Here is a 20,062-nt window from a genome sequence, read left to right as displayed (position 1 = left end):
GGCTCGCTCCCACAGGGAAATGCATTCCAAATGTGGGAGCGAGCCTGCTCGCGAAGAGGCCAGCTCAGGCAGCGAAAATCTCAAGTGAATTCGAAAGTGTCAGCATCCAGATTTGCCGGAAACCGCGTGCGATACGCCGCCAGTTCCGCCGCATCCAGCACCACCTTGAACACCCCGTCCGCCTCCCCCGCACTGAGCAATGTCTCACCCTGGAAATCCAGCACCTGGCTGTCCCCGGTATAAGCAAAACCTTTCCCGTCAGTCCCAACACGGTTCACCGCCGCCACATAACACAGGTTTTCGATCGCCCGTGCCGGTAACAAGCGGTTCCAGTGCTGGCGTCGCGCTCCCGGCCAGTTGGCGGTGTACAGGAGCAGGTCCGTGTCCTGGGCGTCTCGACTCCATACCGGGAAGCGCAGGTCGTAGCAAATCAGCGGTCGCACCCGCCAGCCCTTGAGCTCGAACTGCACCTGTCGCTCACCCGGGGTGTAATGGTTGTGCTCGCCAGCCATGCGGAACAGGTGGCGTTTGTCGTAGTGCAACACTTCACCATCCGGACGCGCCCACAACAGACGATTGCGATGGCTGCCATCGGCAGCCTGAATAATGACACTGCCGGTGACCACCGCATCCAGCTTCGCCGCCTGAGCCCGCAGCCACTTACTCGTAGGACCGTTTTCCGCTTCAGCGAGCGTTTCGGACTCCATGGAGAAACCGGTGGTGAACATCTCCGGCAGGATGATCAGATCGGCGCCACGCGCCTGCTCCAGCAATGGCTCGAAATGTTCGAGGTTGGCCTGACGGTCGTGCCAGGCCAGGGAAGTCTGGATCAGGGCAACGGTCAACTTCGGCAAGGTGCTCAAATCACGCATAGTTTTTCCGCCGCTTCACGCAGGGTCTCCTCGCGTTTGGCAAAACACAGCCGCACCAGGCGCTGGCCTTCAGGCGGTGTCTGGTAGAACACCGAGATCGGAATACTGGCGACGCCATGTTCGCGGGTCATCCACAGCGCCATCTCGACGTCGTTGAGCTCCGGGCGGATCTGCGAGTAATCGACCAACTGGAAATACGTACCCGCCACACGCTTGAAACTGAAACGCGACGGCTCCAGCAGATCGCAGAACAGATCGCGCTTGGCCTGATAAAAACCCGGCAGCTCTTCAACGTGTTCCGGGTGCTCGGCCATGTAATCGGCCAGGGCATATTGCAGCGGCGTCACACCGCAAAAACTGACGTACTGGTGCACCTTGCGCAGCTCGGCCGTCAGGGCTGGTGGCGCGACCACATAACCGGTTTTCCATCCGGTGACGTGATACGTCTTGCCAAATGAACTGACCACGAAAGCACGCTGATACAGCTCTTCATGGGCCAATACGCTGACATGAGGCACGCCGTCATAGACCAGGTGTTCGTAGACTTCGTCGCTGATCACGTAGATATCGCGATCGCGGATCAACGCTGCCAACTGGTCCAGTTCGGCACGGCTGATTAGCGCACCGCTAGGGTTGTGCGGGGTATTGAGGATGATCATCCGCGTACGCGGGCTCAGCGCTTCGGCGAGCTTCTGGAAATCGATGCTGAAATCATTCACGGCCAGTTGCACATGCACGCAACGCCCACCGGCCAGCTCAACCGAAGGTTCGTAACTGTCATAGGCCGGATCAAACACGATGACTTCGTCACCGCTGTGGATAACCGCCTGGATTGCGCAGAAAATCGCTTGGGTCGCACCGGGGGTGACGGTCACTTCATGATCGGCATCAACGTTGACGCCATAGCTGCGGGTGATCTTCGCCGCGATCTGCTGACGCAGGGCCGGCAGGCCGGTCATGGGCGAGTACTGATTGTGGCCGCTGGCGATATGCCGACCAACCGCGTCCCGAAGGGCTTGCGGGCCGTCAAAATCAGGAAAACCCTGGGACAGATTGAGCGCGCCGGTCTGAGCCGCGAGCTGAGACATCTGAGTGAAGATAGTGATGCCGACATTCGGCAGCTTACTGGTGATCATCGGTAGCCCCTTGCAGGTGAGCTCCAAGTTTCAAGCTGCAAGCTGCAAGTGGTCAAGCGTCAAACCACCAGACACAAAAAAGGGCCCGAAAGGGACCCTTTTTGCTTTTACTTGAAGCTTGCAGCTTGAGGCTCAAAGCTGCTTTTAACGCTTATCGCGACGCTTCTTCTCAGCCTTCTTGTGGTGCGACATCAAGCGGCGCTTCTTGTTGACCTGCCGGTCGGTAAGCGTGTTCTTGTTGCCTTCGTACGGGTTTTCGCCGCCCTTGAACTCGATGCGGATCGGTGTACCGACCAGCTTCAGGACACGGCGATAGGTGTTTTCCAGGTAACGGACGTAAGACTTCGGCACCTTCTCGATCTGGTTACCGTGAATCACGATGATCGGCGGGTTCGCGCCACCCAGGTGAGCGTAACGCAGTTTGATCCGGCGGCCATTGACCATCGGTGGCTGGTGCTCACTAACGGCATCTTCAAGAATTTGCGTCAGGCGGCTGGTCGGCCAGCGGGTGACCGCCGACTTGAACGAATTCTGCACCGAAGCGTAGAGGTTGCCCACGCCAGTGCCGTGCAATGCCGAGATAAAGTGAATGTCGGCGAAATCGACGAAGAACAGCCGGCGTTCCAGTTCGGTCTTCACATAATCGCGCTCGCCCGGCGTCATGCCGTCCCACTTGTTGAGTGCGATCACCAACGCACGACCAGATTCCAGGGCAAAGCCCAGCAGGTTGAGATCGTGGTCCACTACGCCTTCGCGTGCATCCATCACGAAGATCACCACGTTGGCGTCCTTGATGGCCTGCAGGGTTTTGACCACGGAGAATTTTTCGACTTCTTCGTGGATCTTGCCGCGCTTGCGCACACCGGCGGTGTCGATCAGCGTGTACTTCTCTTCATTACGCTCGAACGGAATGTAGATACTGTCGCGGGTAGTACCGGGTTGGTCATAGACGATCACCCGCTCTTCACCGAGCATGCGGTTGACCAGCGTCGACTTGCCGACGTTCGGGCGTCCGATGATGGCGATCTTGATCCCGTCCTTTTCGCTCGGGCCAGGAATGCGCTTCGCTTCCTCGCCTTCGGCAACGATCTCTTCCTCTTCGCCTTCCTGCGGCTCGTCATCATCGCGCGGGAAATCGCTCAAAGCGGCTTCCAGCAACTGAGTGATGCCGCGACCGTGGGCACCGGCGATAGGGATCGCATGGCCCATGCCCAACGGGGCGAATTCGGCGCGAGCCAATTCCGGATCGATGTTGTCGACTTTGTTGGCGACAACATAAGAACGCTTGTTACGCTTGCGCAGATGCTCGCCGATCATCTGGTCGGCGGCGGTGAAACCGGCCTTGGCATCTACCAGGAACAGAACGACGTCCGCTTCTTCAATGGCCAGCAGCGACTGCTCGGCCATTTTTTCGTCCATACCGTGCTCGTCACCGGAGATACCACCGGTGTCGATCAGAATGTAGGAACGCCCTTGCCACTTGGCCTCACCGTACTGGCGATCACGGGTCAGACCGGACAGGTCACCGACGATGGCGTCGCGAGTCCTGGTCAGGCGGTTGAACAAGGTGGACTTGCCGACGTTCGGTCGGCCCACCAGGGCGATTACGGGAACCATGCGGCTCTCCACTTCGTTATTTCAGAAAATACAAAAGCCGCTGCTAGGCAGCGGCTGGTGCTCGGGGCAATCACTGTGGCTTTTTGTGGGAGCGAGCCTGCTCGCGAAGAACGCAAAGACACCGCGTTCATTCAGGCCGCAAACATAATCGTTAACGCCCTTCGCGAGCAGGCTCGCTCCCACATTAATACCTACAGATGAAGCCGCTTGGGGTTTTACCCAAGCATAGTCAAACCTTTACTTGATGGTCAGGGCTTCCAGTTTGCCGCTGTTGCCATACACATAAATCGTGTCACCCACCACCAGCGGACGGGCACGCAGGCCGTCGCTGTCGATGCGTTCGCGGCCGACGAAACGACCGTCCACCTGACTCAGCAGGTGCAGGTAACCTTCCAGGTCACCGACTGCAACGTAGCTGGAGAACACTTCCGGCGCCGACAGTTGACGGCGGGCCAGCGAGTCGTTAGTCCACAAAGCTGTGGTGGAACGCTCGTCGACGCCTTCAACGGTGCCCGAAGACAGGCTCACGTAGACGCTGCCAAAGCCCTGAGCAACACCCGCATAGCTGGAAGCATCACGCTGCCATAGCTGGCGGCCGCTTTGCAGGTCCAGTGCCGCAACACGACCCTGATAGCTCGCGACATAAATCGTCTCGCCGGACAACAGCAGACCGCCGTCGATGTCGACCACGCGCTCCAGCTCCGAACGACCCTGCGGGATCGCTACACGCTGCTCCCACACAGGCACACCGTTGGAGATGTTGAGAGCGACCACTTTACCGGTCGACAAGCCAGCCACCGCTAGGCGATTGGTGACGATCGGTGCACTGGTGCCACGCAGGGTCAGTACCGCCGGGGTACTGTCGTACAACCAGCGCTGGTTGCCGGTCGCGGCATCCAGACCGATCAGACGGTCATCCTGGGTCTGAACCACCACCACATCACCGTTGTTGGCCGGTGGTGCAAGGACTTCGCTGGACACGCGAGCGCGCCATTTCTCTTCGCCGTTGATGGCGTCCAGGGCAACGATTTCACCCTTGATCGTACCAATCGTCAGCAGACCGTAACCGACGCCAACGGCACCGGAAACAGGCAGTTCGAGATCTTTCTTCCACTTGACGTCACCGTTGTTGCGATCCAGCGCCATCACCACACCCGTCACGTCGGCCGCATAGATGGTGTTGCCATCAATCGCCGGGACCAGCATGTTGTAGGTTTCGCCCTGACCGTCACCGATCGAACGACTCCACTGTTTTTGCAGAACCACTTCTTCCTTGAAATCGGTCAACTCGGCCGGTGGCAGTTCTTTCTTGCTGTTGCTGCTGCAACCCGCGGCCAGAATGGCCAGAGCCAGCAATGCTGCATGTTTCCAACGGATCACGTCACGCATCCCCTTTGGCCAGGTCGTCCAGCTTGATTTGTAGGCCACCGACCGCCGCTTCATCCGACAGTGCCGCCTTGGCTTTTTGATAGGCCGCGTGCGCTTCATCGGTACGACCCAGCTGTACCAGCAGGTCGCCCTTGAGTTCTTCGCGAGTGGCCAGGAAGGCCTTGTCGGCATCGCCTTCCAGCAGTTTCAGGGCTTCATCGGCCTTGTTCTGCGCGCCCAGTACCTGCGCCAGGCGCTGACGGGCGATTTCACCCAGTGCCGGGTTGGCCGGTTTGGCGATAATGGCTTTCAACTCGTTGGCCGCGTCATCCAGCTTGCCGCTGTCGACGGCGACTTTCGCCACGAACAGGCTGCCGTACTGCGCATAGGCACTGCCACCGAATTCGCTGTTGAGCTTGGCTGCCAGGTCCGAAACACGGGCCGCATCCGGCTTGCCGTCAGGCGTCAGCGTGGTTTCCAGCAATTGCTGATAGAGCACCGACGCGCCTTGCGACTGATTGTTCTGATACTTCTGGAACGCCTGCCAGCCGAACACGATGACCAGCGCCAACAGGCCGCCAGTGACCAGGGGCTTACCGTTGCGTGACCACCATTCCTTCAAATCCGCCAGTTGTTCCTCTTCGGTACTCGACACCCCAATACTCCTTAATCGCTAATTCGGCTGTTTAAGACAGCTTCAACCCTGCACGACGCAGGTGGCCAGGTGTGCAGCAAGCGCATCCCAGGCAATGCTTTGTTGTTCGCCCTGGCCACGCAGGGGTTTGAAACCTACCACTTGCTGGGCCATCTCGTCGTCACCGAGGATCAGTGCATACAGCGCACCACTCTTGTCGGCTTTCTTGAACTGGCTTTTGAAACTGCCGGCGCCGGCATTCACTTGCAGGCGCAGGTTAGGCAACTGGTCACGCACACGCTCGGCCAAAGCCAGACCGGCCAACTCGGCTTCTTCACCGAATGCACAGAGGTAGACGTCGACCTGACGGGAGATTTCTTCCGGAATCTGCTCCAGGGTTTCCAGCAGCAGCACCAGGCGCTCGATACCCATGGCGAAACCGACGCCCGCAGTCGGCTTGCCGCCCATCTGCTCGACCAGGCCATCGTAGCGACCACCGGCACACACGGTGCCCTGGGCGCCCAGTTTGTCGGTGACCCATTCGAAAACGGTCTTGCTGTAGTAATCCAGCCCGCGAACCAGCTTTGGGTTGATCACGTAAGGAATACCGGCGGCGTCCAGACGAGCCTTGAGGCCCTCGAAGTGCGCGCGGGACTCTTCGTCGAGGTAGTCGGCCATTTTCGGCGCATCGACCAGAATCGCCTGGGTATCGGCGTTCTTGGTGTCCAGCACCCGCAGCGGGTTGGTTTTCAGGCGGCGCTGGCTGTCTTCGTCCAGTTTGTCCAGATGCTTGGACAGGAATTCGACCAGCGCTTCGCGATAACGACCACGGGACTCGCTGGTGCCCAGGCTGTTGAGTTCGAGCTTGACTGCATCGCGGATACCCAGCTCGCCCCACAGGCGCCAGGTCAGCACGATCAGCTCGGCATCGATGTCCGGACCGTCAAGATTGAAGACCTCGACACCGATCTGGTGGAACTGGCGATAACGGCCTTTCTGCGGACGCTCGTGGCGGAACATCGGGCCGATGTACCAGAGCTTCTGCACCTGGCCACCGCCGGTGATGCCGTGTTCGAGCACGGCACGAACACAGGCCGCGGTGCCTTCAGGGCGCAGGGTCAGGGAATCGCCGTTGCGGTCGTCGAAGGTGTACATCTCTTTTTCGACGATGTCGGTCACTTCACCGATGGAGCGCTTGAACAGCTCGGTGAACTCGACGATCGGCATGCGGATCTGCTTATAACCGTAATTATCCAGCAGACGCGAAACGGTGCCTTCGAAATGACGCCACAGCGGCGTCTGTTCGGGCAGGATGTCGTTCATGCCACGAATGGCTTGCAGAGACTTGCTCACAAAAATTCCTTAATTCGTCCGATCAGCCGCGCGCGATAACGGCAGCGTCAGCTTCGACCTTTTCGGCCGCTTTCTCGCGGATCAAGCGTTCAAGCTCATCCACCAGATTGTCATTCGTCAGTTTCTGCGACGGCTTGCCGTCGATGTAAATCAGGTTTGGCGTACCACCGGTCAAGCCGATATGGGCTTCCTTGGCTTCGCCAGGGCCGTTGACCACGCAACCGATGACCGCGACGTCCAGTGGCACCAACAGGTCTTCGAGACGCCCTTCCAGCTCGTTCATGGTCTTGACCACATCGAAGTTCTGCCGCGAGCAGCTCGGGCAGGCGATGAAGTTGATGCCACGGGAACGCAGGTGCAGGGATTTGAGAATGTCGTAGCCGACTTTCACTTCCTCGACCGGGTCGGCCGCCAACGAGATGCGAATGGTATCGCCAATCCCCTCGGCGAGCAGCATACCGAGGCCCACGGCGGATTTCACTGTGCCTGAACGCAAACCACCGGCTTCGGTGATGCCCAGGTGCAACGGCTGGACGATTTCCTTGGCCAGCAGGCGATAGGCTTCGACGGCCATGAACACGTCGGAGGCTTTCACGCTGACCTTGAAGTCCTGGAAGTTCAGACGCTCGAGGTGCTCGACGTGACGCAGGGCCGACTCGACCAGCGCGGCCGGCGTCGGCTCGCCGTATTTCTTTTGCAGGTCTTTTTCCAGGGAGCCGGCGTTGACGCCGATACGAATCGGAATCCCGCGATCACGGGCGGCATCGACCACGGCGCGTACGCGATCTTCGCGACCGATATTGCCCGGGTTGATCCGCAGGCAGTCAACACCCAGTTCGGCCACGCGCAATGCGATGCGGTAATCGAAATGGATGTCGGCAACCAATGGAACCTTGACCAGTTGCTTGATCTTGCCGAAGGCCTCGGCGGCGTCCATGTCCGGAACGGACACCCGTACGATATCGACGCCAGCCGCTTCAAGACGATTGATCTGCGCGACCGTGGCAGCGACATCGTTGGTGTCGCTGTTGGTCATGCTCTGTACAGCGATAGGCGCATCACCGCCAACAGGCACATTACCGACCCAGATCTTGCGCGACTCGCGACGTTTGATTGGAGATTCGCCGTGCATGACTTATTGACCCAACTTCAGGCGAGCAGTCTCGCCACTGGTGAACGGAGCAACATCGACCGCCTGGCCGTTGTAGCTGACCTGTGCGCCACGGGCGAAGCCCAGGCGTACGGCAAACGGCGGCTTGCCGCTGACGGAAAGACTATCGCCTTTACGCTTGAGACCACTGAACAGCACCTTGCCGCTGCCGTCGGTCACCTGCGTCCAGCAATCGGCGGTGAATTGCAGTTGAACCTGGCCCTGGCCGGCAACAGGAGCGGCGGCCGGAGCTGGTGCTGGAACTGCGGCGGCGGGTGCTGGAGCGACTGGAGCAACCGGTGCGGTCACCGACGGCGCAGGTACGGCTGGAGCAGCCGGGACCGGGGTCGCAGGGGCAGTGGCTACAGGCGCTGCCGCGTGGGCCGGTGCAGCAGGCGTTGGCGCGGGTGCGGCCGGCGCTGGAGCAGATGCAGTCTCTTGAGTTTCAGCCGGTGCTTCAGCCGAAGTCTCGGCTTGCGGCAATGCCAATGCAGTTACGTTTTCTGTCTGACCTTCCACGACAGCCTGGTCTTCCGGCTCGTCCAACGGATGAATCTGGGTCGTGCCATCGGCACCTTCGACTTCAACGTGTTCTGGGCTCAGACCGATCAGGTCCTTGGTGCGCAGCGACGTCTGATCCTGCCACCAGACAAAACCACCGCCAATTACCGCAACCAGCAACAACAGGCTGACAATGCGCAAGATGGTGTGGGAAACCCGGACCGGCTCTTCGATACGGCCCAGGCTATGCACGCTGCTGCCCTGGGAGTCAGTACCGGTGGATTGGTCGAATTGTTGAACCAGAACGGCCTGGTCCATGCCGAGCAATTTGGCATAGGCGCGAATATAGCCGCGAGCAAAGGTGTGCCCAGGCAGCTTGTCGAACTCGCCGGCTTCCAGATTGCTCAGGGAATTGACGGTAAGGTTGAGCTTGAGAGCCACTTCAGCCAGCGACCAGCCATTGTGTTCGCGGGCCTGGCGCAAGGTCTCACCGGGGTTAACGCGATTCGCTGCTACAACTTCGGGATGCGCCGCTTTCATCATTGCTCCGACAGGTATTGCTGATATTCCGGTGTACCGGGATAGAGTCGTTTTAATTGCAGGCCAAAACTGGCGGCCTTGTCGCGATCTTCAAACACTTTTGCCAGCCGAACGCCGAGCAATAGACTACGTGCATTTTGCTCGGCGAGCAGGCTAAAACGATCGTAGTAATCACGCGCGGGCACATAATGCCTGTCTTCGTAAGACAACTCAGCCATTTCCAGCAACGCACGTGGCTGTTGGCGATTCAAACGCAGGGCTTTTTCCAATTGCTGCTGGGCCAATTCGCGCTGACCGAGCATCGACGCGGTCATGCCCAGGTTCTCGAACACTCGCGAACGCTCAGGATACAGGGTATCGGCGGCGGCCTGTTCAAAGCGCTCGTAGGCTTCCTTGTAACGTTTTTGCTCGAAAAGAAAACTGCCGTAGTTGTTGAGGATTCGCGCGTCGGCGGGACGGGAAGACAGCGCCTTGCGAAAAAACTGATCTGCCAGTTCCGGCTCCATCTCAGCCTGGAACACCAACCCCAGCGCGGCGTTGGCGTCAGGATCGGCAGGATCCAGTTCCAGTGCTTTTTTCAACGGCACTTTTGCCCGTTCGGTCATTCCCTGCTGCAGATAACCGATGCCCAGCTGCACATATGCCTCACGCGCTTCGTCTCTGCCCTTGCTGGTCTTCATCGGGTTGTAATCGCCCGAAAGAACACAGCCAGCACAGAGGCTGGCCAATAACAAAAGCAGCGCAAAGCGCAGGGACATAGAGATCCTCTCTTGATTACTTGGTCGCGGCGTTCTGCGCCATATCGTTGTCGGCGCTCAGTTCGCGCACGGCGATATAACGTTCGCTGCGACGGGTGCGATCCAGCACCTGCCCTACCAGTTGACCACAGGCGGCGTCGATGTCTTCACCACGGGTGGTGCGGACAGTGACGTTGAAACCGGCATGATGAAGCTGATCCTGGAACCGACGAATGGCATTGTTGCTCGGCCGCTCGTACCCGGAGTGCGGGAACGGGTTGAAAGGAATCAGATTGATCTTGCACGGGATGTTCTTGAGCAACTCGATCATCTCGACCGCGTGCTCGACCTTGTCGTTCACATCCTTGAGCAAGGTGTACTCGATGGTCAGTACGCGCTTTTCGCCCAGGGACGACATGTAGCGCTGGCACGACTCGAGCAGCATCTTAAGCGGATACTTCTTGTTGATCGGCACCAATTGGTTACGCAATGCGTCATTCGGTGCGTGCAGGGACAACGCCAGGGAGACGTCGATGTGCTTGGCCAGCTCATCGATCATCGGCACCACACCCGAAGTGGACAGGGTCACGCGGCGCTTGGAAATGCCGTAGCCCAGGTCATCCATCATCAGATGCATGGCGGCAATGACGTTGTCGAAGTTCAGCAGCGGCTCACCCATGCCCATCATCACCACGTTGGTGATGGCACGGTCGACGGTCGCCGGGACACTGCCAAAGGATTTGTTGGCAATCCACACCTGGCCGATGACTTCGGCGGCGGTGAGGTTGCTATTGAAACCTTGCTTGCCAGTGGAGCAGAAACTGCAATCCAGGGCACAGCCTGCCTGGGACGAAACGCACAAGGTGCCGCGTTTGCCCTGGGGAATGTACACGGTCTCGACGCAGCTGCCGGACGCCACGCGCACCACCCATTTACGGGTGCCGTCGCTGGAGATGTCCTCGCTGACCACTTCCGGACCGCGAATTTCAGCAACAGCCTTGAGCTTCTCGCGCAAGGCCTTGCCGACGTTCGTCATGGCGTCGAAATCATCGACGCCAAAGTGGTGAATCCATTTCATTACCTGACCGGCACGGAAACGCTTCTCCCCGATTGAGTCGAAGAATTTTTCCATTTCCGGCTGGGTGAGACCCAGCAGGTTGGTTTTAACAGTCGATGTCGTCATGGATTCACCTTCACTCTTTAAGCCAATGCTTAGCGAGTGGTTACTTCAGTAGCTGCGAAGAAGTATGCGATTTCGCGAGCGGCAGCGGCTTCGGAGTCCGAACCGTGTACAGCGTTGGCGTCGATGGATTCAGCAAAGTCAGCACGGATGGTGCCTGGAGCAGCTTCTTTAGGGTTGGTCGCGCCCATCAGCTCACGGTTGCGAGCGATAGCGTTTTCGCCTTCCAGAACCTGAACGACAACCGGACCGGAAGTCATGAAGGCAACCAGGTCGCCGAAGAAACCACGAGCGCTGTGCTCAGCGTAGAAGCCTTCGGCTTCGGCTTTGGACAGTTGCTTCAGTTTCGAAGCTACAACGCGCAGGCCAGCTTCTTCGAAGCGAGTGGTGATCTTGCCGATCACGTTTTTGGCAACGGCGTCAGGCTTGATGATGGAGAAAGTACGTTGAACAGCCATGGTGTAACTCCAGAAACGGTAATTTGCGAAAAATTAAACCCGCGAATTATACGCGGGTTCTTGGGTATTGCCTAACCTGCAGCGTGGCTCAGTCGCGTTCTTCGATCCAGTGGGCCTGAATGGCCTCCAGGATCTTTTCGCCACAGTGCTCAGGCTTGTCGTCGAACTCGGGCAATTCCATCACCCATGTGCGCAGATCGACGAAATTGACCGACATAGGGTCTACATCGGGCTTGGTTTCAGCCAGCTGGATCGCGATTTCCAGCACATCAGTCCACTTGAGACTCATGACAATTCCTTGAATCAGTGCGGCGCTTCGGCTGCGTGGTTGAGCGAGTATTTCGGAATTTCGACAGTCAGGTCTTCAGTCCCGACTTTGGCCTGACAGCCCAGGCGCGACTGCGCTTCCAGCCCCCAAGCCTTGTCAAGATAGTCCTCTTCCAGCTCATCGGCCTCTTCCAGGGAGTCGAAACCCTCACGAATGATGCAGTGGCAGGTGGTGCAGGCGCAGACGCCGCCACAGGCACTTTCCATCTCGATATGGTGTTCATGGGCCAATTCGAGGATGGACGTTCCGGTCTCAGCCTCCACGACCATGCCTTCCGGGCAAAACTTTTCGTGTGGCAGAAAAATGACCTGCGGCATCGTTATTCCTCAATCTCATTCAGGTTGCGCCCCGCCAGCGCGGCTTTCACCGTCGAGTCCAGGCGGCGGGCAGCAAAGGCGTCGGTCACTTGCGACAGACGCTTGGTCTGCTGCTCGATGGCATAACCATCGGTACCTTTCATCAGTTCGGTCAGTTCCTGCACCTGCAGCTCGATAACCATGCGCTCATCGGCATCAAGCAGGCGCTCGCCGTCGGCCTCCAGGGCCGCCTGCACCGCCTCGATCAGACGCTGGGCGTCGACCTGCTGCTCACGCAGCACGCGAGCCACCTTGTCGTCATTGGCATGCTGGAACGAATCCTTGAGCATCTTGGCGATTTCGCCGTCGGTCAGGCCGTAGGACGGCTTGACCTGGATGCTGGCTTCGACGCCCGACCCCAGTTCACGGGCGGAAACACTGAGCAGGCCATCGGCATCGACCTGGAAAGTCACGCGAATCTTCGCCGCACCGGCGACCATCGCCGGAATGCCGCGCAATTCGAAGCGTGCCAGGGAGCGGCAGTCGCTGATCAGCTCGCGCTCACCCTGCAACACATGGATCGCCATGGCCGATTGGCCATCTTTGTAAGTGGTGAAGTCCTGGGCGCGAGCGACGGGAATGGTGGTGTTGCGCGGAATCACCTTCTCCATCAGGCCGCCCATGGTTTCCAGCCCCAGGGACAACGGAATCACGTCAAGCAACAGCAGCTCACTGCCATCACGCTTGTTGCCGGCCAGGGTATCGGCCTGGATCGCGGCCCCGATGGCCACCACTTGATCCGGGTCGATTTCGGTCAGCGGCTGACGTCCGAAAGCTTCGGCTACGGCTTCGCGAACACGCGGAACACGGGTCGAACCACCGACCATGACTACCGCATGCACATCTTCCAGCTCGATGCCGGAATCGCGAACAGCGCGACGACAGGCTTTCAGGCTGCGGGCAACCATTGGCTCGATCAGCGCATTGAAGGCTTCACGGGTCAGCTCGGCTTTCCAATCACCATAAACGACCTCAACAGAAGCGGCGTTGGTCAGCGCTTCCTTGGCCGCACAAGCCGTTTGCAGCAGATTGCGCTGAGCCCCCGGATCGAGGTCGGCGGACAGGCCAGCGCTCTCGATGATCCAACCAGCGATCGCGTGATCGAAGTCATCGCCGCCCAGGGCGCTGTCGCCGCCGGTGGCCAGTACTTCGAAGACACCGCCGGTCAGGCGCAGAATCGAAATATCGAACGTACCGCCGCCCAAGTCGTAAATCGCTACCAGACCTTCGGCGTGCTGATCCAGACCATAAGCCACCGCTGCTGCCGTCGGCTCGTTGAGCAAACGCAGTACGTTGAGGCCGGCCAGCTTGGCCGCATCCTTGGTGGCTTGACGCTGAGCATCGTCGAAATAGGCCGGAACGGTGATCACCGCCCCCACCAACTCACCGCCAAGGGTGGCTTCGGCGCGCTGACGCAAGACCTTGAGGATATCTGCCGAGACTTCGACCGGGCTTTTCGCACCCTGGATCGTGTCGATGAACGGCATGTGCGATTCGCCGCCGACAAAGCGGTATGGCAGTTGCTCGCCCAATTGCTTGACGTCGGACAGACCACGACCCATCAAGCGCTTGACCGACAGCACGGTGTTCAAAGGATCGGTAGCGGCAGCCAGCTTGGCCGACTCGCCGACCTCGACGCGATCGGCGTGGTAGCGCACGGCAGACGGCAGGATGACCCGCCCTTCTGCGTCGGCCAGAGGTTCGGAAAGACCACTGCGCAATGCAGCGACCAGCGAATTGGTAGTGCCCAAGTCGATCCCCACAGCCAGGCGACGCTGGTGCGGTTGAGGACTTTGGCCGGGTTCGGCGATCTGCAGTAGGGCCATCGTTATCAGGACTTATCTGTATATCAGGCGTGCGACCGGAGCGGCACTGGGTTAATCGTCGAGGCGCTCTTCTAACTGGCGCACTTCGTAGGTGAGCTTGTCGAGGAACTGCATGCGCCGCATCAGGCGTTCGGCCCGTTCACGTTGCACGGCATCGTTCCAGCAAGCTGCGAAGCTTTGGTTCAGTTCATCCTGGGCAGCCTTCAGGCGGCGCTTGAACGCGGCAACGCCCGACAAGTCGGCGCTGTCCTGCAGATCCTCGAGTTCTTCGCGCAACTCCATCTGTTGCAGAAGAAACTCCGGGTCATGCACCGTGACCTCCAGCGGCAGCTCGCCACCATTCAAGGCGAGCAGGTAGCGCGCGCGCTTGGGGGGGCTCTTGAGCGTCTGGTAGGCCTCGTTGAGGCTCGCGGATTGCTCTAGCGCCAGCCGCTGCTCACGCTCGGAGGCGTCAGCAAAGCGGTCCGGATGAACGCTGCGCGCCAGTTCACGGTAGCGCGAAGCCAGCTGATCGAGGTCCAGATTGAAGCTCGGTTGCAGCTCGAATAAAGCGAAATGACAAGGAGTACCCACGAGCAGCCTCAGATGTTGAAGCTTTCGCCGCAGCCACATTCACCGCGCACGTTGGGGTTGTTGAACTTGAAGCCTTCGTTCAACCCTTCCTTGACGAAATCGAGTTCGGTGCCGTCCAGGTAGGCCAGGCTTTTCGGGTCGATAATCACTTTCTCGCCGTGACTTTCGAACACCTGATCCTCTGCAACCACCTCGTCGACAAACTCCAGCACGTAGGCAAGACCGGAACAGCCTGTGGTGCGAACACCCAGGCGAATCCCCTCACCTTTGCCGCGCCCGTCGAGGGAGCGTCGCACGTGTCGAGCAGCCGCTTCTGTCATGCTGATAGCCATCGGTGACTCCTTACTCGTCGCCAAATCCTGAAAGTCAGATCAAGCCTTTCTTCTGCTTGTAATCGCGAACGGCCGCCTTGATGGCGTCTTCAGCGAGCACGGAGCAGTGAATTTTCACTGGCGGCAAGGCCAGTTCTTCAGCCAGCTGAGTGTTCTTGATGGTTTCTGCCTCGTCCAGCGTCTTGCCCTTCATCCACTCGGTGGCCAGGGAGCTGGAAGCGATGGCGGAACCGCAGCCATAGGTCTTGAACTTGGCATCTTCGATGATGCCTGCGTCGTTGACCTTGATCTGCAGACGCATGACGTCGCCGCAAGCCGGAGCGCCGACCATGCCGGTGCCGACATCAGGGTCTTCCGCGTCCATCTTGCCGACGTTGCGCGGGTTTTCGTAGTGGTCGATGACCTTTTCGCTGTAAGCCATGATGCTTAATCCTCACTCATCAGAGAGTCGCTCTTTGGGCCCCGGCACCTGAGTCCCCGGGGCTGGTTCGCGGCGACTTGAAATCAGTGTGCCGCCCACTCGATTTTCGAAATGTCGACACCGTCTTTGTACATGTCCCACAGCGGCGACAGAGCGCGCAGCTTGGTAACAGCCTCGCAAACCTTCTGCGCGGCGTAGTCGATTTCTTCTTCGGTGGTGAAGCGGCCGAAGGTGAAACGGATCGAGCTGTGTGCCAGTTCGTCGTTGCGGCCCAGGGCGCGCAGCACGTACGAAGGCTCCAGAGATGCCGAGGTGCAGGCCGAACCGGACGAAACCGCCAGATCCTTAAGCGCCATGATCAACGACTCGCCTTCAACGTAGTTGAAGCTCAGGTTCAAGTTGTGCGGTACGCGGGCAGTCAGGCTGCCGTTGACGTACAGCTCTTCCAGATGCTCGACCTGCTTGTAGAAACGGTCGCTCAGGGCCTTGATGCGAGCGTTCTCGGCAGCCATGTCTTCCTTGGCCACGCGGAAGGCTTCGCCCATGCCGACGATCTGGTGGGTCGCCAGGGTACCGGAACGCATGCCACGCTCGTGACCGCCACCGTGCATGGTCGCTTCGATGCGAACACGCGGCTTGCGGCTGACGTACAGGGCGCCGATGCCTTTAGGGCCGTAGGTTTTGTGAGCCGAGAACGACATCAGGTCGACTTTCAGTTTCTGCAGGTCGATCTCGACCTTGCCGGTGGACTGAGCAGCGTCGACGTGGAACAGGATGCCTTTGGAACGGGTCAACTCGCCAATGGCGGCGATGTCATTGACGGTGCCGATTTCGTTGTTCACGTGCATGATCGAAACCAGGATGGTGTCGTCGCGCAGGGCGGCTTCGACCATCTCCGGGGTCACCAGGCCGTCTTCACGAGGCTCGATGTAGGTGACTTCGAAACCTTCACGCTCCAGTTGGCGCATGGTGTCCAGGACAGCCTTGTGCTCGATCTTGGTGGTGATCAGGTGTTTGCCTTTGGTGGCATAGAAATGTGCCGCACCCTTGATTGCCAGGTTGTCGGACTCGGTGGCACCGGAGGTCCAGACGATTTCACGCGGGTCGGCGTTGACCAGGTCGGCCACCTGACGACGGGCGTTTTCGACGGACTCTTCAGCTTTCCAGCCAAATACGTGGGAACGGGACGCCGGGTTACCGAAGTTTCCGTCGACCAGCAGGCATTCACTCATTTTTTGCGCAACACGCGGATCAACCGGGGTCGTCGCAGAGTAATCAAGGTAAATCGGCAATTTCATGGACTATCTCCTAAATCAGGCTGGCTGGCGCGCCGTTAGCTCTGTGGCTGTCATTCGACGGCGGACGCTTCAATCTTGTCCAGGCGTGGCGCCTTGCTGTTGCAACGGCGTTGATCCTGACGCTGGGCTACTTCTTGCACCTCACGGCGAGTGACAAGGTCAGCCAAGCTGATACCGCTCAGAAATTCGTGAATCTGCAGGCTCAGGTCACACCACAAGTGGTGCGTCAGGCAGGTGTCACCGGAATGACAATCACCCTGCCCCTGGCACTTGGTGGCATCGACCGATTCGTTCACCGCATCGATCACCTGGGCGACCTGGATACCCTGCATGTCGCGCGACAGCTGGTAGCCGCCACCTGGACCGCGAACGCTGGACACCAGATTGCTGCGGCGCAGCTTGGCGAAAAGCTGCTCGAGGTAGGACAGGGAGATGCCTTGGCGCTCGGAGATATCGGCCAGGGACACGGGCCCGTGCTGCGCGTGCAACGCCAGATCGAGCATGGCGGTCACGGCGTATCGGCCTTTTGTAGTCAGTCGCATGGACAATTACCACGGAGTTCGGAATGGGGCGAGTATGCAATTCCTGAGTATTTAAGTCAACTATAAGACCTAGTACTTTAGTCAGGTTTACCCGCAAAGAGCGGGCGCATGATATCAGGGTCTGCGGCTTAATGGCACACCGCTTAGCGCTGTGCCATTGCCTGATTACGACCTACCGGGCTATCAGCTGGCCTTGCTTTCGTCCTTGCCCTTCACGCAGGCGAAGTCTTCCTCGCGCAACTCAGGCAGATCTTTCGCACAATAATTGCTACCCAGATCCTTCAACGCTCCGCACATCCCCTCCAGACGCCCATCGACAGCCTGCAGGTGATCGAGCAATTGCCCAATGGCCCGCGCCACCGGGTCCGGCATGTCCTCGCTGACGCCGTAGGCATCGAAACCGATCTTCTCGGCCATGGCCTTGCGCTTGGCATCCTGCTCATCATCGGATTTGACGATGATCCGCCCGGGAATCCCGACAACTGTCGCACCGGCCGGCACTGCCTTGGTCACCACCGCATTGGAACCAACCTTGGCCCCGGCACCGACCGTGAACGGACCCAGCACCTTGGCGCCCGCGCCGACCACCACACCATCTTCAAGGGTCGGGTGACGCTTGCCCTTGTTCCAGCTGGTACCGCCCAGGGTCACGCCTTGATACAGGGTCACGTCGTTGCCGATCTCGGCGGTTTCGCCGATGACAATGCCCATGCCATGGTCGATAAAGAAGCGCCGGCCAACCTTGGCGCCCGGATGGATCTCGATCCCGGTCAACCAGCGGCCGAAGTTCGACACCAGCCGTGCCAGCCATTTGAGGTCCGCACGCCACAACATCGAAGACAAGCGATGGATCCAGATGGCATGCATGCCCGGGTAGCACGTCAGGACTTCAAATGCATTACGCGCCGCCGGGTCACGGTGGAAAACGCTCTGGATATCTTCACGCAAACGCTCGAACATCGTTAATCCTTCCGTTTCAGAAGCTCGCCACGGGCCGCTTTTTGGGTTTCCGTGAGGATGCCACGCAATATATTCATTTCCGCCCGGCTGACCGAGCTGCGTCCGTACAACCGGCGCAGGCGCGCCATCAAGTGCCGTGGTTTTTCCGGATCGAGGAACTCAATGGCCACCAGGGTCTGCTCCAGGTGCTCATAGAATCGCTCCAGCTCGTCCATGGTCGCCAGCTCAGTGCTTTTGACCGACGCCACTTCTTCCTTCTCGACCTTGCTCGGCTGCCCTTCGGCCGCCAGCCAGGCCATGCGCACTTCATAACTCAACACCTGCACCGCAGCCCCAAGGTTCAGCGAGCTGAACTCAGGGTCTGATGGGATGTGCACGTGATAATGACATCGCTGCAGCTCGTCATTGGTCAGGCCGGAATCTTCACGACCGAATACCAACGCGATCTCGGCACCCTGTGCAGCTTCCTCGACCACTTTCGTACCGCATTCGCGGGGATCGAGTAGCGGCCAGGGAATCCGACGATCGCGGGCGCTGGTACCGAGCACCAGGTTGCAGCCGACCAAGGCATCTTCCAAGGTGGCGACGACTTGCGCTTTTTCAAGGATGTCGCCAGCACCGGACGCTCGGGCATCGGCCTCGTGATGCGGGAACAAGCGCGGCTCGACCAGCACCAAGCGCGACAGCCCCATGTTTTTCATGGCGCGCGCAGTCCCGCCGATATTGCCCGGATGGCTGGTATTGACCAGGACGACACGAATGTTTTGCAGCAAGGGAGGCGCTCTCGAACACATATAGGGGGAGCAGAATCTTACAGCTCAAAGTACCGTTAAGCCATGAAAGCGAACGTCGTCCTTCTCCTGTAGAAACTTTCTGATAGAATGCCCGGCTTTCTTTAACAACCTTAGGTGACACATCCATGCAGCCCATGCTGAATATCGCGCTGCGCGCCGCCCGCGCCGCCAGTGAATTGATCTTCCGCTCCATCGAGCGCCTGGATACCATCAAGGTCGACGAAAAAGACGCCAAGGATTACGTATCCGAGGTGGATCGCGCCGCCGAACAGAAAATCATCGACGCCCTGCGCAAGGCGTACCCGAACCACTCGATCATGGGTGAAGAAACCGGTCTGCACGCCGGCACCGGGATCGAAGGCGAAGAATACCTGTGGATCATCGACCCACTGGACGGCACCACCAACTTCCTGCGCGGCATTCCTCACTTCGCTGTCAGCATCGCCTGCAAATACCGTGGTCGCCTGGAACACGCTGTTGTTCTGGATCCGGTTCGCCAGGAAGAATTCACCGCCAGCCGTGGTCGCGGCGCACAACTGAACGGCCGTCGCCTGCGCGTCAGCGGCCGTACCAGCCTGGACGGCGCCCTGCTGGGTACCGGCTTCCCGTTCCGTGACGATCAGATGGACAACCTCGACAACTACCTGGGCATGTTCCGCGCCCTGGTCGGCCAGACCGCCGGCATCCGCCGCGCCGGTTCGGCAAGCCTGGACCTGGCCTACGTGGCTGCCGGTCGTTTCGATGCCTTCTGGGAGTCGGGCCTGTCCGAGTGGGACATGGCAGCTGGCGCCCTGCTGATCCAGGAAGCAGGCGGCCTGGTGAGCGACTTCACCGGCGGTCACGACTTCCTCGAAAAAGGCCACGTCGTAGCCGGCAACACCAAATGCTTCAAGGCAGTCCTGACGGCCATCCAGCCGCACCTGCCGGCCTCGCTGAAGCGCTAAGCTTCCAGCGACAGAGAAAAGCACCTTTCGGGGTGCTTTTTTTATGCCTGGAATTTGCCCCCCAAAACCCTACAAACCCTTGTGGGAGCGAGCCTGCTCGCGAAGACTGCCTCACATTCAACATCACAGGCGACTGACAGGC

General features: G+C 59.3%; 22 protein-coding genes. 1 reads left to right on the top strand and 21 read right to left on the bottom strand.

Annotation, left to right across the window (positions count from 1 at the left end; all coding sequences use genetic code 11):
- Positions 1–80: 80 nt before the first annotated feature.
- The 21 genes from ACSFE6_RS26625 to trmJ all read right to left on the bottom strand — a co-directional run bounded on the left by ACSFE6_RS26625 (position 81) and on the right by trmJ (position 18,955).
- Positions 81–872, bottom strand: coding sequence for an amidohydrolase (locus tag ACSFE6_RS26625; RefSeq protein ID WP_435430381.1), 792 nt, complete (start codon positions 870–872; stop codon positions 81–83).
- Positions 860–2,008 carry a pyridoxal phosphate-dependent aminotransferase gene (locus ACSFE6_RS26620; RefSeq protein ID WP_435430380.1) on the bottom strand — a complete coding sequence of 383 codons (1,149 nt, stop codon included), beginning with the start codon at positions 2,006–2,008 and terminating at the stop codon, positions 860–862. Before ACSFE6_RS26620 ends, ACSFE6_RS26625 begins: the two co-directional genes overlap by 13 nt.
- A 144-nt stretch (positions 2,009–2,152) precedes the next feature.
- Complete coding sequence (der, locus tag ACSFE6_RS26615; RefSeq protein WP_435430379.1) at positions 2,153–3,625, bottom strand: ribosome biogenesis GTPase Der; 1,473 nt, start codon at positions 3,623–3,625, stop codon at positions 2,153–2,155.
- 237 nt (positions 3,626–3,862) lie between these two features.
- Positions 3,863–5,014, bottom strand: a complete 1,152-nt coding sequence (gene bamB, locus ACSFE6_RS26610; RefSeq protein WP_435430378.1) for an outer membrane protein assembly factor BamB — start codon at positions 5,012–5,014, stop codon at positions 3,863–3,865.
- A complete protein-coding gene (locus tag ACSFE6_RS26605) occupies positions 5,007–5,648 on the bottom strand; it encodes a YfgM family protein (RefSeq protein ID WP_435430377.1) in 642 nt (213 codons plus the stop codon). The genes bamB and ACSFE6_RS26605 overlap by 8 nt, the downstream gene beginning before the upstream one ends.
- A 42-nt stretch (positions 5,649–5,690) precedes the next feature.
- Complete coding sequence (gene hisS / locus ACSFE6_RS26600) at positions 5,691–6,980, bottom strand: histidine--tRNA ligase (RefSeq protein ID WP_435430376.1); 1,290 nt, start codon at positions 6,978–6,980, stop codon at positions 5,691–5,693.
- A gap of 22 nt (positions 6,981–7,002) precedes the next feature.
- Positions 7,003–8,112: a flavodoxin-dependent (E)-4-hydroxy-3-methylbut-2-enyl-diphosphate synthase gene (ispG, locus tag ACSFE6_RS26595; RefSeq protein WP_020795607.1), complete on the bottom strand. Its 1,110-nt coding sequence runs from the start codon at positions 8,110–8,112 to the stop codon at positions 7,003–7,005.
- A gap of 3 nt (positions 8,113–8,115) precedes the next feature.
- Positions 8,116–9,171, bottom strand: a complete 1,056-nt coding sequence (locus ACSFE6_RS26590; protein WP_435430375.1) for a RodZ domain-containing protein — start codon at positions 9,169–9,171, stop codon at positions 8,116–8,118.
- Positions 9,171–9,929, bottom strand: coding sequence for a type IV pilus biogenesis/stability protein PilW (gene pilW, locus ACSFE6_RS26585; protein ID WP_435430374.1), 759 nt, complete (start codon positions 9,927–9,929; stop codon positions 9,171–9,173). The genes ACSFE6_RS26590 and pilW overlap by 1 nt, the downstream gene beginning before the upstream one ends.
- Positions 9,930–9,945: 16 nt before the next feature.
- The gene (rlmN, locus tag ACSFE6_RS26580) at positions 9,946–11,091 is read right to left on the bottom strand and encodes a 23S rRNA (adenine(2503)-C(2))-methyltransferase RlmN (protein WP_435430373.1); all 1,146 of its coding nucleotides are present in this window, start codon (positions 11,089–11,091) and stop codon (positions 9,946–9,948) included.
- Positions 11,092–11,120: 29 nt separating this feature from the next.
- The gene (gene ndk, locus ACSFE6_RS26575; protein ID WP_217833938.1) at positions 11,121–11,546 is read right to left on the bottom strand and encodes a nucleoside-diphosphate kinase; all 426 of its coding nucleotides are present in this window, start codon (positions 11,544–11,546) and stop codon (positions 11,121–11,123) included.
- Positions 11,547–11,634: 88 nt separating this feature from the next.
- Complete coding sequence (iscX, locus tag ACSFE6_RS26570; RefSeq protein WP_435430372.1) at positions 11,635–11,835, bottom strand: Fe-S cluster assembly protein IscX; 201 nt, start codon at positions 11,833–11,835, stop codon at positions 11,635–11,637.
- Between the two features lie 14 nt (positions 11,836–11,849).
- Positions 11,850–12,191: an ISC system 2Fe-2S type ferredoxin gene (gene fdx, locus ACSFE6_RS26565; protein ID WP_085715824.1), complete on the bottom strand. Its 342-nt coding sequence runs from the start codon at positions 12,189–12,191 to the stop codon at positions 11,850–11,852.
- Positions 12,192–12,193: 2 nt separating this feature from the next.
- Positions 12,194–14,056 carry a Fe-S protein assembly chaperone HscA gene (hscA, locus tag ACSFE6_RS26560; RefSeq protein WP_435430371.1) on the bottom strand — a complete coding sequence of 621 codons (1,863 nt, stop codon included), beginning with the start codon at positions 14,054–14,056 and terminating at the stop codon, positions 12,194–12,196.
- Positions 14,057–14,107: 51 nt separating this feature from the next.
- Positions 14,108–14,629, bottom strand: a complete 522-nt coding sequence (gene hscB, locus ACSFE6_RS26555; protein WP_435430370.1) for a co-chaperone HscB — start codon at positions 14,627–14,629, stop codon at positions 14,108–14,110.
- An 8-nt stretch (positions 14,630–14,637) separates the two neighbouring features.
- Positions 14,638–14,961 carry an iron-sulfur cluster assembly protein IscA gene (iscA, locus tag ACSFE6_RS26550; RefSeq protein ID WP_003227904.1) on the bottom strand — a complete coding sequence of 108 codons (324 nt, stop codon included), beginning with the start codon at positions 14,959–14,961 and terminating at the stop codon, positions 14,638–14,640.
- A gap of 34 nt (positions 14,962–14,995) precedes the next feature.
- Positions 14,996–15,382 carry a Fe-S cluster assembly scaffold IscU gene (iscU, locus tag ACSFE6_RS26545; protein ID WP_007974006.1) on the bottom strand — a complete coding sequence of 129 codons (387 nt, stop codon included), beginning with the start codon at positions 15,380–15,382 and terminating at the stop codon, positions 14,996–14,998.
- 83 nt (positions 15,383–15,465) lie between these two features.
- Complete coding sequence (locus ACSFE6_RS26540) at positions 15,466–16,680, bottom strand: IscS subfamily cysteine desulfurase (RefSeq protein WP_435430369.1); 1,215 nt, start codon at positions 16,678–16,680, stop codon at positions 15,466–15,468.
- A 50-nt stretch (positions 16,681–16,730) separates the two neighbouring features.
- Positions 16,731–17,222, bottom strand: coding sequence for a Fe-S cluster assembly transcriptional regulator IscR (gene iscR, locus ACSFE6_RS26535; RefSeq protein ID WP_003227911.1), 492 nt, complete (start codon positions 17,220–17,222; stop codon positions 16,731–16,733).
- Between the two features lie 183 nt (positions 17,223–17,405).
- Positions 17,406–18,182, bottom strand: coding sequence for a serine O-acetyltransferase (cysE, locus tag ACSFE6_RS26530; protein WP_435430368.1), 777 nt, complete (start codon positions 18,180–18,182; stop codon positions 17,406–17,408).
- A 2-nt stretch (positions 18,183–18,184) separates the two neighbouring features.
- On the bottom strand, positions 18,185–18,955 hold the full coding sequence (trmJ, locus tag ACSFE6_RS26525) for a tRNA (cytosine(32)/uridine(32)-2'-O)-methyltransferase TrmJ (RefSeq protein ID WP_435430367.1): 771 nt from the start codon (positions 18,953–18,955) through the stop codon (positions 18,185–18,187).
- A 146-nt stretch (positions 18,956–19,101) separates the two neighbouring features.
- Between trmJ and suhB the strand changes: the two genes are divergently transcribed.
- Positions 19,102–19,920, top strand: a complete 819-nt coding sequence (gene suhB, locus ACSFE6_RS26520) for a type III secretion system regulator SuhB (protein WP_085724358.1) — start codon at positions 19,102–19,104, stop codon at positions 19,918–19,920.
- The last annotated feature ends 142 nt before the right edge of the window (positions 19,921–20,062 follow it).

This window comes from Pseudomonas baetica, assembly GCF_051216495.1.
Lineage (GTDB): Bacteria > Pseudomonadota > Gammaproteobacteria > Pseudomonadales > Pseudomonadaceae > Aquipseudomonas > Aquipseudomonas baetica_B.
The sequence above is the reverse complement of the archived record's forward strand: the minus strand, read 5'-3'. Positions and strand labels throughout refer to the sequence as shown.